We start from the raw sequence: 13,428 nt of genomic DNA, 5'->3' as shown, positions 1-13,428 counted from the left end.
AGAACAGTAGGGTCGAATGGTTTCAGCTCGTCCCGGAGGAGCATCAGTGCGGCCCTGGCCCGGAACGCCTTACCCGCTCGGTGCGGGGTACGACGGCGTTGGCACGAATTTCACCCTGTTCTCCGAGGTGGCCGATTACGTCGAGCTCTGCCTGTTCGACGACGACGGGACCGAGACCCGGGTCCGGCTGCCGGAGGTGGACGGCTTCGTCCACCACGGCTACCTGCTCGGCATCGGTCCCGGCCAGAAGTACGGCTACCGCGTGCACGGCCCGTACGACCCGGAGCAGGGTCTGCGGTGCAACCCGAACAAGCTGCTGATCGACCCGTACGCGAAGGCGATCGCGGGCGGCGTCGACTGGCACGAGTCGTTGTTCGACTACCGGTTCGACGCCCCCGACGAGCGCAACGACCAGGACTCCGCCGGTCACGTGCCGCTGTCGGTGGTGGTGAACCCGTACTTCGACTGGGCGAACGACCGCCCGCCGAAGACGCCGTACAACGAGTCGGTGGTCTACGAGACGCACGTGCGCGGGCTGACCATGCAGCACCCGGAGGTGCCCAGGTCGCTGCGCGGCACGTACGCGGGCCTCGCGCACCCCGTGGTGATCGACCACCTGAAGTCGCTGGGCGTCACGGCGGTCGAGCTGATGCCGGTGCACCAGTTCGTCAGCGATCACGCGCTGTCGGAGAAGGGGCTGCGCAACTACTGGGGTTACAACACGATCGGGTTCTTCGCCCCGCACGACGGCTACTCCGCACAGCAGGCCAACCAGGTGCAGGAGTTCAAGGGCATGGTCCGCGCCCTGCACGAGGCGGGCATCGAGGTCATCCTCGACGTCGTCTACAACCACACCGCCGAGGGCAACCACCTCGGTCCGACGCTGTCCATGCGCGGCATCGACAACCAGGCGTACTACCGGTTGGTCGAGGACGAGCCGAAGTACTACATGGACTACACCGGTACCGGGAACTCGCTCAACGTGCGCAGCCCGCACACGTTGCAGCTCATCATGGACTCGCTGCGGTACTGGGTGACCGAGATGCGGGTGGACGGCTTCCGGTTCGACCTCGCCGCGACGCTGGCCCGCGAGTTCTACGACGTGGACCGGCTGTCCACGTTCTTCGACCTGGTGCAGCAGGACCCGGTGGTGAGCCAGGTGAAGCTGATCGCCGAACCGTGGGACGTCGGGCCCGGCGGCTACCAGGTCGGCAACTTCCCGCCGCTGTGGACCGAGTGGAACGGCAAGTACCGCGACACCGTGCGGGACTTCTGGCGCGGCGAGCCCGCCACCCTGGGCGAGTTCGCCTCCCGGATCACCGGGTCGTCCGACCTCTACCAGGACGACGGCCGCCGGCCCTACGCGTCGATCAACTTCGTCACCGCGCACGACGGGTTCACGCTCACCGACCTGGTGTCCTACAACGACAAGCACAACGACGCCAACGGCGAGGACGGCCGCGACGGCGCGGACGACAACCGGTCGTGGAACTGCGGTGTCGAGGGCCCGACCGACGACCCGGAGGTCAACGACCTGCGGGCCCGCCAGCGCCGCAACCTGCTGGCCACCACGCTGCTCTCGCAGGGCGTGCCGATGCTGCTGCACGGCGACGAGCTGGGCCGCACCCAGCAGGGCAACAACAACGCCTACTGCCAGGACAACGAGCTGTCCTGGGTGGACTGGACGCTGCTGGAGAAGAACCGGGACCTGGTGGAGTTCACCGCCGCGCTGACCGACTTCCGGCGGCGGCACCCGGTGCTGCGCCGCCGCCGCTTCTTCCAGGGCAAGCCCATCCGCAAGGGCGACGAGCTGCGCGACATCGCGTGGTTCACCCCCGCCGGCGAGGAGATGACCGAGCAGAACTGGGAGGACGACTTCGGCCGCTGCGTCGTGGTCTTCCTCAACGGCGAGGGCATCCCGAGCCTGGACCAGCGCGGGATGCGGGTGCTGGACGACTCGTTCCTGATCGCCTTCAACGCCCACTACGAGGACATCGAGACCACGCTGCCCGAGGCGGGCTACGGTCCGCAGTGGACGGTGGTGGTCGACACCGCGACCGGGGTGGTGCAGGACGCCGACCGGGGCGAGCCGGTCCCGGCGGGCGGCACGGTGACGCTGACCGCGCGCTCGCTGGTCGTGCTCCAGCGGACGGGCGTCGAATGAGCCCGGCGTCGACCTACCGCATCCAGTTCACCCCCGACTTCACCTTCGCCGACGCCGAAGCGCTCGTCGACTACCTCGACGCCCTGGGCGTCGGCGCGCTCTACGCGTCGCCGCTGCTGGAGGCGGTGCCCGGGTCCACGCACGGCTACGACGTGGTGGACCCGACCCGGGCGCGCGAGGAGTTCGGCGGCGAGGCGGGCCGGCAGGCGCTGGGCAAGGCCCTGCGGCAGGCCGGGCTGGGGCTCGTGCTGGACATCGTGCCCAACCACATGGCGGTCGAGGACGGGCCGGTCAACCCGTGGTGGTGGGACGTGCTGCAGCGCGGCGGGGCGTCGCCGTACGCGGGGTACTTCGACGTGGACCGGTCCGCCGGGAAGCTGCTGCTGCCCTTCGCCGGCTCGCCCGAGGACGAGCGGGAGCACGAGCACTACGTGTCGGCGTTCTGGCGGCGCGGCAACACCGAGCTGAACTACCGGCGCTTCTTCGACATCACCACCCTCGCCGCCGTGCGCGTGGAGGACCCGGAGGTGTTCGAGGCGACGCACGGCGAGGTGCTGCGGTGGGTCGCGGCCGGCGACGTGACCGGCCTGCGGGTCGACCACCCGGACGGGCTGGCCGACCCGGGCGGGTACGTGCGGCGGCTGCGCGAGCGGGCCGGCTGCTGGCTGGTCGTGGAGAAGATCCTCGGCCCGGACGAGGCGCTGCCCGCGAGCTGGCCGGTGGACGGCACCACCGGCTACGACGCGCTGCGCGAGGTGTGCGGGCTGTTCGTCGACCCGGCGGGCGAGGCCGGCTGCACCGCGCTGGCCCGCGAGCTGGGCGTGCCGGTGGACTTCGCCGCCGTCGAGCACGAGTGCCGGGACCTGGTGACCGGCTCGATCCTGCGCGCCGAGGTGCGCCGGATCGCGGCCCTGGTCGACCACCCCGACCGCGAGGCCGCCGAACGGGCCGTGGCGCGGGTGATGGCGGCCTTCCCGGTCTACCGGTCCTACCTGCCCGAGGGCCGCGACGCCTGGGACTCGGCGGTCGCGTCGGCGCTCGCCGGGCCGGACGGCGCGGCGGTGCGGGCGCTGGACGAGCAGGTCCGCGCCGACCCGCGCGGCGAACTGGCCACCCGGGTCCAGCAGACCTCCGGCATGGTCGTGGCCAAGGGCACCGAGGACACCGCGTTCTACCGGTACACCCGGTTCGTGGCGCTCAACGAGGTGGGCGGCGCCCCGGACCGGTTCGGGGTGGCCCCGGCCGAGTTCCACCAGCGCGCGGCGGCGCGCGAGGCCGGGTCGCCGGCCGCGATGACCGCGCTGTCCACGCACGACACCAAGCGCTCCGAGGACGTGCGGGCCCGGCTGGCGGTGCTCGCCGAGATCCCCGACGAGTTCGCCTCGGCCGTGCGCCGGTGGACCGCCGCGCACCCGATCGACGAGCCGTCGCTGAACCTGCTGGCCTGGCAGTCGCTGGTGGGCGCGTGGCCGGTCACCGCCGAGCGGATGGCGGCCTACCTGGACAAGGCGGCCAAGGAGTCGAAGGTCCGCACCACGTGGGTGGACCACGACGAGCCGTTCGAGGCGGCCGTCGCGGCGTGGCCGCGCGAGGTGCTGGACGGGCCGCTGGCGGGCGACGTGGCCGCGTTCGCCGCGCGGGTCGAGGGGCCGGGCTGGTCCAACGCCCTGGGGCAGAAGCTGGTGCAGCTCACCGCCCCCGGCGTGCCGGACGTCTACCAGGGCACCGAGCTGTGGGACCTGTCGCTGGTCGACCCGGACAACCGGCGGCCGGTGGACTACGCCGTGCGGCGCGAGCTGCTCGACGCGATCGCGGACGGCTGGCTGCCTCCGGTGGACGTGACCGGCGCGGCGAAGCTCCTGGTGGTGCACAAGGCGCTGCGGCTGCGGCGCGACCGGCCGGAGCTGTTCCGGGGCTACCGGCCGCTGCCCGCCTCCGGACCGGCCTCGGCGCACGCGGTCGCGTTCGAGCGCGCCGGCCTGGTCGCGGTGGCGACCCGGCTGCCGCTGGGCCTGGCCGCCGCCGGCGGCTGGGGTGACGCGGAACTGCCCCTGCCGCCCGGCGAGTGGACCGACGTGCTCACGTCGCGGCCCGCCCGGACCCGGCTGGCCGACCTGTTGGACCACTACCCGGTGGCACTGCTGGTGCGAGGAGATCGGTGAGCTTCTCTGTGTGGGCGCCGCACCACGAGCGCGTCCGGGTGCGGGTGGACGGACAGGACCACGAGATGACCGCCGGCGACGGCGGGTGGTGGCACAGCGACGCCACGGGCGTGGACTACGCGTTCGTGCTCGACGGCGACGCGCTGCCCGACCCCCGGTCGCTGTGGCAGCCCGACGGGGTGCACGGGGCGTCGCGCGTCTACGACCACTCCGCCTTCCAGTGGGGTGACGGGGCGTGGACCGGGCGCGGGCTGCCCGGCGCGGTCCTCTACGAGCTGCACATCGGGACGTTCACCCCGGCGGGCACCTTCGACGGGGCCGTCGAACGGCTGGACCACCTGGTGGACCTCGGCATCACGCACGTCGAGGTGATGCCGGTGAACTCGTTCGACGGGGTCGCGGGCTGGGGCTACGACGGCGTGCTGTGGGGCGCGGTGCACGAGCCGTACGGCGGCCCGGACGGGTTCAAGCGGTTCGTGGACGCCTGCCACGCGCGCGGCCTGGCCGTGCTGCTGGACGTGGTCTACAACCACCTCGGGCCGTCCGGGGCGTACCTCGACCGGTTCGGCCCGTACTTCGCGGGCAGCAACGACTGGGGCCCCGGCCTGAACCTCGACGGCGCGGACTCCGACGAGGTGCGCCGGTACGTGGTCGACAACGCGGTGGGCTGGCTGCGCGACTTCCACATCGACGGGCTGCGGCTGGACGCGGTGCACGCCCTGGTCGACCGGGGCGCGGTGCACCTGCTGGAGCAGCTGGCGGTCGAGGTGGACGCGCTGTCGGCGGCCGTGGGCCGGCCGCTGTCGCTGATCGCCGAGTCGGACCTGAACGACGCGCGGCTGGTGAGCGCGCGCGAGGCCGGCGGGTACGGGCTGACCGCGCAGTGGGACGACGACCTGCACCACGCGCTGCACGTGGCGCTGAGCGGGGAGGACTTCGGCTACTACCCGGACTTCGCGGGCGCGCTGCCGGAGACGCTGCGCGGGGTGTTCTTCCACGCCGGCACGTGGTCGTCGTTCCGGCACCGCCACCACGGGCGGCCGGTCGACCGGCGCCTGCCCGGCCACCGGTTCCTGGCCTACCTGCAGAACCACGACCAGGTCGGCAACCGGGCGACCGGCGACCGGCTGTCCGCGACGGTGCCGCTCGGGCGGCTCGCGGTGGGCGCGGCGATCGTGCTGTGCTCGCCGTACACGCCGATGCTGTTCATGGGGGAGGAGTGGGCGGCGAGCACGCCCTGGCAGTTCTTCGCCTCGTTCCCGGACCCGGAACTGGCGGAGGCGGTGCGCACCGGCCGGCGGCGGGAGTTCGCCCGGCACGGGTGGGGCGAGTCGGAGGTGCCCGACCCCCTCGACCCGGCGACGGTCGAGCGGTCGACGCTGCGGTGGGACGAGCTGACCGCCGATCCGCACCGCGAGGTGGTGGAGCTGTACCGGTCGTTGATCGCGCTGCGGAGGTCCCGGCCGGAGCTGTCGGACCCCCGGCTGGACCGGTTCGGCGTGGAGCAGGACGGCGACGTGCTGGTGCTGGTGCGGGGCGGGCTGCGGGTGGCGTGCAACCTCGGCGCGACCGGTGCCGAGGTTCCGCTGGCCGGCGAGGTGCTGCTGGCGTCGGGCGGGGCGGAGGTGGTCGGGCAGGTGGTGCGCCTGCCCGCCGAGTCGTTCGCGATCGTTCAGTTGTCGGGCAGCCAGCCGACCTCGGCCAGCTTCTCGGCCAGCAGCTGACCGGCCTGGGTGACCTGGTCGGCGAGCTGTCTTCGCACCTCGGGGTGTTCCGCGCCGGCGGCGTCGACCGCGTCGTAGGCCGCGACGAGCCGCCGCGCGGCCTGCACCACGTCCACGCCGGGCCAGTCGGGCCGGTCGCCGTTGCCCTCCGACTGGTGCACCGCGCGCACGGCGCGGCGCGGTCCCAGCTCGGCGGCGAGGTCCAGCAGCTTCACGGCGATCGTGTGCAGCTTCACGTTGTGGTGCTGCGACATGGCCACCAGCAGCCGGAACCCCTGCTGCGGGGTGCAACCCTGCACGGCCGCGATCAGGCCGGTGGCCTGGCCGATGACCGTTCGGGTCTGCACCGCCTTGCGCAGCCCCGCCACCTCGGCCTCCAGGCCGGCGATCCGCGCGGACAGCGTTCCGTCCAGTCCGTTGTCCCCGACCACGGTCGGGCTCCTCTCGCACGTCGAAGACGGGTCGGCGCGCGCGAGGACGGGCGGTGCCAGCCCCGGCAAGCCCTCAGCGGACGCTGACCCTGGGACCCAGCAGGCTGGGTCCCAAGTGGCTTGCGGCTGGCTTTTCAACCGCGTGAACGATCACCGTAGTCGAGGCGGGCGGGACGTCCGGTCCCGGGGGCGAGGTTCGGGCGCGTCGGGCGGGTGGGAGCGGCCGGGGCGCGCCAAGGGTGAGCCGGGGGCTGTCAGGCGGCTTGAGCGGCCGGGGCGCGGGATCGCCCGTCCGGCGGCGGAGAAGCCCCACGGCGACCGGTGGGGGTCGGTGGCCGAGGCTGGGGGGTCGGTGGCTGAGAGGCCCTGCGGCGGCCGAGGAGGGAGATCGTCGGACCGGTGCCGGACCGGCCGTCGCGCGGGGCGGAAAGGTGCCTGGAGGCGCGGGACCGGGCGGCAGCGGAGGCCGGGGCCGCTGCGCGCGGCGGGAGGGCACTGCGCCGGGTGCGGGCGGTCGGCCGTGCGCGGAGCGTGACGGCCCGACAATGTGAAACGGCCCCCTGACCGTCTCCCGCACGGGGTGCGGGCCGAGCTGGACTGGGCTCGGGGTCACGGGGGCCGGGTGGCTGCCTGGGATTCGCCCAGACCACCTTGGGGGAGGTCCTAGCGGACAGCCACCTCACGACGAGTCCTGTAGCTATACAACTTCGGACCACCTCCTTCCTCGTGTACCGCGAACGCTATGCGGTCACCGGGGGCGTCCGCAACGGGTTTCCCCGATCTCCGCCGAGCGCCGGCGCGACGTCCGATTGCCGCCGGACTTCCGGTCGGCGGCCGGCCAGGATGGCTTCCATGGACATCGAAGGCAAGGTCGCGCTGGTCACCGGCGGTAGTCGGGGGATCGGCGCGGCGGTGGCGGAGCGGTTGGCGCGCGACGGCGCGGACATCGCGTTGACCTACCGGAACAACGCGGACGACGTGGTGGAGAGGATCAAGGGCACCGGCCGGCGGGTGGTGGCGATCCGGGCGGACAGCGGGGACCCGGCGGCCGTGGAGGCGGCGGTGGCCGAGGCGGTGGGGACGCTGGGCCGGCTGGACATCCTGGTGAACAACGCCGCCGAGTTCCTGGTGGGCCCGGTGGAGCAGCTCGGCGTCGAGGAGTTCGACCGCACCTTCGACGTGAACGTGCGGGCGCCGTTCCTGGCGGTGAAGGCGGCGCTGCCGCACCTGGGCGCGGGCGGGCGGATCGTGAGCATCGGCAGCAACGTCGCCGAGCGGGCGGCGTTCCCGGGCTTCTCGCTGTACTCGGCGAGCAAGGCGGCCCTGCTGGGGCTGACCAAGGCGCTGGGCCGCGAGCTGGGGCCGCGCGGCATCACGGCCAACCTGGTGTGCCCCGGCGCGACGGCGACCGACCTCAACCCCGAGGACCACCCGATGGCGGGCGCGATTTGCGCGCTCACCTCGGTCGGCCGGTACGGGCAGCCGGACGAGATCGCCTCGGCGGTGGCCTACCTGGTCTCCGACGAGGCCCGGTACGTGACCGGGACGCAGTTGGCCGTGGACGGCGGTTTCACCAGTTAGTGCGCCGGGCGGGACGGACAGGGGCGGGGGCGTGCCTACAGGCTGGCACGCCCCCGCCGGTATCCGGTCCTGCTTCGTCCCTCAGCCCGTCATCAGCTCACGTTGACGTCGATGCAGGCGTAGAACGCGTTCGAGGTGTCGCCGATGTTCCAGATGGCGAGCACCTTCTGCTTGCCCGTCACGCCACCGAGGTTGATGGTGTGCGACACGGACGCCGGCGGCTGCTGCATCTTGCCGTCGACGAACCCGACCCGCTTGCCCCCGATGTAGTACTCGTAGTTCGAGGTGCGGTGCCGGGCGGTGAACACCCAGTTGAACGTCACCGTCTGACCGACGTTCGTGACCTTCCAACCCTTGCTGTCGTTGTTCAGGTCGGCGAACCCGGCGACGCCGCCGTTGCAGCTGCGCAGGCCCTTCGGGCCTTCCACGCTCTGCGGCTCGTACTTGATGCTGCCGCAGCTCACGGTGCCCTTGGCGCACTGGGCCTGCCTGCTGGGCGGTGAGGACACGTAACCGTGGGCGAACGCCTGGGAGGTCGGCAGTGCGACCACCAGCAGCGGCGCGGCGAGGACGCCGGCCGCCAACGCGGCGATCCGTCGGCGGAGTGCCATGTGTCAGCTCCTTTCGGGTGGACAGGACTTCGCTGGGCCGGCCCGTTCCCGAAGCAGCCGAAACCGCTTTGGGCGGACATTTCACCCAACGCGGCGGCAGGTCTAGACCATACTCTGTGTGATTGCCGGGTGACAACTTTTATCCGGCAGGTCGGGTCCGGGAGGCCCGCCACATCGTGTGCTCCCGGCTCACCGCGTCCTCCGCGTCGGCCACCTCGGCGGCCCACGCCGCCTCGTCCTCCACCAGCGCCAACCGGCCGCGCACGATGCCCAGCTCGTTGGCCGCGAACGTGTACGCGCGGGCCAGCGTGGAGAGCTGGCGCAGGCTCATCCAGGCCGTCCCGGCGGCGATCACCGCCGCCACCACGCCCGCCAGGTCGATCGTGATCGCGCCGACCGCCTTGGCCAGCGCCGCGCCGATCCCGGCCACCTCGATCGCCAGCAGCGCGGTCCGCCACCAGCCCGCCCGCCGCTCGTTGCGCTTCGCCCGGCGGGTGTAGTAGTCCTGCTGGTCCTCGATCCGGGAGCGGAGGTAGACCTCCTTGCGGGTGTCCAGGTCCTGAGACCGCAGCAGGCGCATCGCGTCGGTCACCACCGGCCGGTCCGACGGCGTGATCGCGGTGGTGGGCGCCTCGGCCAGCAGCTCGCCCACCTGCTTGATGAACTCGCGCTCGGCGGCCTGCGGGTCGCGCACCCGGCCGGTCTTGGCGAACGGGCTGCCGCCGACGGCGAACTTCCACGCCAGGCTCTTCGCCGACTCGGCCAGCGCCCGCCCGTCGTACCAGCGGTCCTCGGGCCGGGACGACTTGAGGTTCAGCTCCGTCGCGGTCACCCCGGCCAGCGCGATCGCGGTGCCGATCGCGGCCAGGTCGACCCGGCCCACGATCAGCGGCCACACCCCGGTGGCCGCCGCCGCCACCGCCAGCACCAGCCGCAACCGCACGGCGCGCACGTACCGCCGCTGGCCGTCCAACGACGCGGCGTCGGCCGCCTCGAACAAACCGGGCAGGTCCCGGTCGGTTAACCCGCTCATACCACCCCTTCGCCGTTCAGCACGCGGGCGACGCCGGCCGCCAGCCCGTCGAGGTCCACCACCCCGGTCAGCGGCGACGCCGAGATCCGCGCCGCCTCGGGGCCCGAAGCACCCGCGATCGCGTCCGCGCTGCGCCCGGTTCCGCGCACCACCAGCAGGGGACGGCCGTGCGCCAGGCTGGCCGCCGCGTCCGCGAGCGCGACCTCGCCGCCGTTGACCAGGACGGTGACCGACGGGCGGCCCCCGGCGACGTCGGCCGCGACCGAGGCCAACCAGGGCACCTCGTCGCCCCACCGCTCGCCCGGCACCCGCACGATCGCCGTGTGGTGCGGCTCCAGGACGGGGGACACGCCCTCGACCACCACGCCCACCAACGGGAACCTGCCGGCCCACCGCGCCCGCGCCCGGCCCATCGCGCCCATGACGCCGCTGTCCGTGCCCCCGTCCACCACCGCCGCGCCCAGGTCGTCCAGCAGCGGCACCAGGTCGGCGAGCGCGTCCTCGAACAGCGCCAGGTGGGCCGGCCCCATCTTCGCCGCGCCACCCACCAGCACCAGCACCGGTCGTCCGGTCGGCAGGCCCGGCAGCGGCCGGCCGGTGGGCGAGGTGATCCGCATGATCGCCGACGCTACCGGCAGGCCGGCCCGCCGTGCCGGCCTTACCCTGCGGGGATGGACCTCCCCCGAGGGCTCGTCGTGTTGCTGGGCACGGCCGCCGCGGTGATCGCGGGCGCCGGGATCATGGCCCTGTCCTGGTTGATCGGCCCGGTGTTCCTGGCGCTCACGCTGGTCATCGCGGTCGGCCCGGTGCACGGGTGGCTGCGTAGCAGGGGGTTGCCGAACTGGGTCGCCGCCACCGCGCTGGTGGCCGGCGTCTACGCCATCCTGCTGTCGCTGGTGGTCGTGCTCGTGGTGTCGGTGGCCCAGCTCGCCACCGAGCTGCCCCGGTACGCCGACCAGGCGCGCGACCTGGTCGACGCGGCGGCGGGGGAGCTGTCCCGGTTCGGCGTCGGCGCGGCCGAACTGCGCAAGGTCGCCGACGGGCTCGACGTGGGCAGGGTCGCGGGCGTGCTCGGCACCGTGCTGAGCAGCGTGGGCGGCCTCGCCTCGAACATCGTGTTCCTGCTGTCGCTGCTGCTGTTCCTCAGCGTCGACGCGGGCAGCACCGGCGCGCGGCTGGCGGTGATCGCGGCCGACCGCCCGGAGGTCGCCTCGGCGCTGGGGCGGTTCGCCTCCGGCACGCGCAAGTACCTGGTGGTGTCGACGGTCTTCGGGCTGATCGTCGCGGTGCTGGACGGCGTCGCCCTGGCGATCATGGGCATCCCGCTGCCGGTCCTGTGGGCGCTGCTGGCCTTCATCACCAACTACATCCCCAACGTGGGGTTCGTGCTGGGCCTGGTGCCGCCGGTCCTGCTGGCGCTGCTGGAAGGCGGCTGGCAGACCGCCGCGTGGGTGGTCGTCGTCTACAGCGTGCTGAACTTCGTCGTGCAGACGCTGATCCAGCCCCGGTTCGTCGGCGACTCGGTGGGCCTGTCCACCACCGTCACGTTCCTGGCGCTGCTGTTCTGGGCGTGGCTGATCGGCCCGCTGGGCGCGGTGCTCGCGATCCCGCTCACCCTGTTGGTGAAGCTGCTGCTGGTCGACATCGATCCCCGGGCCCGGTGGGCGGACGCGTTCCTCACCGACCGGGCACGGCCGGAATAGACCTGTTGGCCGTCGGGTGAATAGCCGCCTGGGGGCAGACGTGGCCGGAGTCGTTCGGGCATCATGCGGTGAGGTGGACGAACGTGGGGAGGCGGTCGGCGTGGCAGCACTTTCTCCGACGGAACTGCCGTCGCGGGTGCTCGATCTGACCGGGATACCGTTGTCGGAGCTCAGAGACCTGCGCGAACCGTCCTTCCAGAAGGCGGTGCGCCGCACGGAGTGCCTGATCCGCGCCGGTGCTTATGGGGACGCGGTCCAGGGACAGCGTGACTAGTGGTGCGGCGAACTCGGGTCGGCTGAGGACGCACGGACTTCCGCGTTCCGTCTTCGACGAGATCTGTTCCGGCCCCGTGTCGGGCGGGGGAATCGCATTATTGCGGGAAAGCCAGCACAGCCTCCGCAGACTGCGCTTGCGGACATTCGCCGCAGCGGCGGAATCGCTCGCGGACCGGCTCGGTCCGTTCGCCGACGTGGCCCGCGCGTGGGCGCTGCTCGCCGAGGCCGAGCGGGTCGCGCCCGCCGTCGTGGAGGAGTTGTTGCTGCTGCCCTCGGTGGGCGTGTGGCTCAGCCGGGTGCTGCGCCACACCGTGGCCACCGCGCCCGACGCGACCCCGCTGCGGTCTGAGGTCGGCGGCTTCCACGCGCTGGCCGCCGCGGCGGCCGTCCGCAGCGGGCTGCCGTGCGAGGTGCCGGTGCCGGTGGTGCACGGGGTGGTCACCCTGCCCTCGGTCGGCGCGTACCGGCCGGCGACCGGCTTCCCGGTCGGGCACGCCGTCCTGCGGCACGACGCCCACGGCACCGCGCTGGTCGTGCGCGGCAAGCCCTGCGCCGCCGCCTTCGAACCCGTGAAGCGGCACCGCAGCGCGGTGCGCGGCCGGAGCGTGGAGCTGACCTTCGACGACCTCGACCCGTACCGCGAGTTCGGCGCCCCGGTCCGGCCCCGGCCGCTGGGCGAGGCCGAGTACGCCGAGTGGCGCAAGCTGATGGACGAGTCGTGGGACCTGCTCACCCACGCCCACCCGGCCTGGGCGGAGGAACTGGCCGCCTGCCTGTCCACCGTCACGCCGCTGGACGCCGGCCTCAACGTGTTCGCCGCCTCGTCCACGGCCGCGTTCGGCGCGGTGGCGATGTCGCCCAAGCGGTCGGCCGCCCAGTTCGGCGAAGCCCTGGTGCACGAGTTGCAGCACTCGAAGGTCAACGCGCTCATGGACCTCGTGGACCTCTACGAGGGCGACGACGTGGAGCGGTTCTACGCGCCGTGGCGCGACGAGCCCCGGCACGTCGCCGGGCTGCTGCACGGCGTCTACGCCTTCGTCACGGTGGTCGAGTACTGGAACGTGCAGCGCCGCCACCTGTCCTCGGACGACCTCGCCGCGCACGCCTCGTTCAGCCACGCGCTGCGCGCCCGCCAGGTCGCCGAGGTGGTCGACACCCTGCGCGGCCTGACCGAGCTGACCGACCTGGGGCGGCACTTCGCCGCCACGGCCTCGGTCCGGCTCGCCGCCGCGACGCCGACCGACCTGCCCGACGGGCTGGCGGAGGCGGTCTCGATGATCACCGACGCGCACCGCGCCACGTGGCGGCTGCGGCACGCCCACCCGGACCGGGCGGTGGTCGCCGACCTCGCCGACGCGTGGTGCCGGGGCCTGCCGCCGGGACCGGCGGCGGAGTCCCACGTCGAACCGTCCGGGGAGGCGGGCACCTCGCCGCTGGAGGCGCTGCTCAGGCTGCACGTGCTCGACCCGTACCGGGCGCGCGGGCTGGCCGGCCGGCCCGGTCCCGACGTCGCGCTGGTGCACGGCGACCGGGCGGGCGCGACCACCGGCTACCTGGCCCGGCTGCGCGCCGCGCCGGGCGACTCGGCCGCGTGGGTCGGCCTCGGCGTCGCCCTGGGCTCGCCCGCCCTGCGGCTGCGCCCGGAACTCGTCCGGGCGGTGCACCACCGGGTCGCCACCCGGTCGGGCGCGGCACCGGACCCGGCCGACCTGGCGGCCTGGTTCGACCAGGCCGCCGGGTGAC

11 protein-coding genes are annotated in these 13,428 nt (G+C 73.4%); 7 read left to right on the top strand and 4 right to left on the bottom strand.

What is annotated here, in order from left to right:
* Positions 1-46: 46 nt before the first annotated feature.
* The 3 genes from glgX to treZ are packed head-to-tail and all read left to right on the top strand — an operon-like array spanning position 47 to position 6,050.
* On the top strand, positions 47-2,164 hold the full coding sequence (gene glgX, locus AB0I60_RS33670; protein WP_360737250.1) for a glycogen debranching protein GlgX: 2,118 nt from the start codon (positions 47-49) through the stop codon (positions 2,162-2,164).
* Positions 2,161-4,326, top strand: coding sequence for a malto-oligosyltrehalose synthase (gene treY, locus AB0I60_RS33665; protein WP_360737248.1), 2,166 nt, complete (start codon positions 2,161-2,163; stop codon positions 4,324-4,326). Before glgX ends, treY begins: the two co-directional genes overlap by 4 nt.
* Complete coding sequence (treZ, locus tag AB0I60_RS33660) at positions 4,323-6,050, top strand: malto-oligosyltrehalose trehalohydrolase (protein WP_360737246.1); 1,728 nt, start codon at positions 4,323-4,325, stop codon at positions 6,048-6,050. The genes treY and treZ overlap by 4 nt, the downstream gene beginning before the upstream one ends.
* On the opposite strand, the gene AB0I60_RS33655 is transcribed toward treZ, so the two are convergent.
* Positions 5,999-6,481 (bottom strand): ANTAR domain-containing protein, encoded by a 483-nt coding sequence (locus tag AB0I60_RS33655; RefSeq protein WP_360737244.1) that lies wholly within the window; start codon positions 6,479-6,481, stop codon positions 5,999-6,001. The two genes, treZ and AB0I60_RS33655, sit on opposite strands and share 52 nt — an antisense overlap.
* A gap of 852 nt (positions 6,482-7,333) precedes the next feature.
* Here AB0I60_RS33655 and AB0I60_RS33650 point away from each other — a divergent pair.
* The gene (locus AB0I60_RS33650) at positions 7,334-8,062 is read left to right on the top strand and encodes a 3-oxoacyl-ACP reductase family protein (protein ID WP_360737241.1); all 729 of its coding nucleotides are present in this window, start codon (positions 7,334-7,336) and stop codon (positions 8,060-8,062) included.
* 92 nt (positions 8,063-8,154) lie between these two features.
* On the opposite strand, the gene AB0I60_RS33645 is transcribed toward AB0I60_RS33650, so the two are convergent.
* From AB0I60_RS33645 to AB0I60_RS33635, 3 genes are all read right to left on the bottom strand, one after another.
* Positions 8,155-8,673, bottom strand: coding sequence for a lytic polysaccharide monooxygenase auxiliary activity family 9 protein (locus AB0I60_RS33645; protein WP_360737239.1), 519 nt, complete (start codon positions 8,671-8,673; stop codon positions 8,155-8,157).
* Positions 8,674-8,812: 139 nt separating this feature from the next.
* On the bottom strand, positions 8,813-9,706 hold the full coding sequence (locus AB0I60_RS33640; RefSeq protein WP_360737236.1) for a DUF4231 domain-containing protein: 894 nt from the start codon (positions 9,704-9,706) through the stop codon (positions 8,813-8,815).
* Entirely contained in the window at positions 9,703-10,323 is a 621-nt protein-coding gene (locus AB0I60_RS33635; protein WP_360737234.1) for a hypothetical protein, read from the bottom strand. Before AB0I60_RS33635 ends, AB0I60_RS33640 begins: the two co-directional genes overlap by 4 nt.
* A gap of 54 nt (positions 10,324-10,377) precedes the next feature.
* Between AB0I60_RS33635 and AB0I60_RS33630 the strand changes: the two genes are divergently transcribed.
* From AB0I60_RS33630 to AB0I60_RS33620, 3 genes are all read left to right on the top strand, one after another.
* Positions 10,378-11,409, top strand: coding sequence for an AI-2E family transporter (locus AB0I60_RS33630; RefSeq protein ID WP_360737232.1), 1,032 nt, complete (start codon positions 10,378-10,380; stop codon positions 11,407-11,409).
* Positions 11,410-11,482: 73 nt separating this feature from the next.
* Positions 11,483-11,683 (top strand): hypothetical protein, encoded by a 201-nt coding sequence (locus AB0I60_RS33625; protein ID WP_360737230.1) that lies wholly within the window; start codon positions 11,483-11,485, stop codon positions 11,681-11,683.
* A 136-nt stretch (positions 11,684-11,819) separates the two neighbouring features.
* Positions 11,820-13,427: an HEXXH motif-containing putative peptide modification protein gene (locus tag AB0I60_RS33620; RefSeq protein ID WP_360737227.1), complete on the top strand. Its 1,608-nt coding sequence runs from the start codon at positions 11,820-11,822 to the stop codon at positions 13,425-13,427.
* Position 13,428 lies beyond the last annotated feature (1 nt).

Origin of the sequence: Actinosynnema sp. NPDC050436 (assembly GCF_040655415.1) — a bacterium.
GTDB lineage: Bacteria > Actinomycetota > Actinomycetes > Mycobacteriales > Pseudonocardiaceae > Actinosynnema.
Note: the sequence above shows the minus strand (reverse complement) of the source record. Positions and strands in the feature narration are given on the sequence as shown.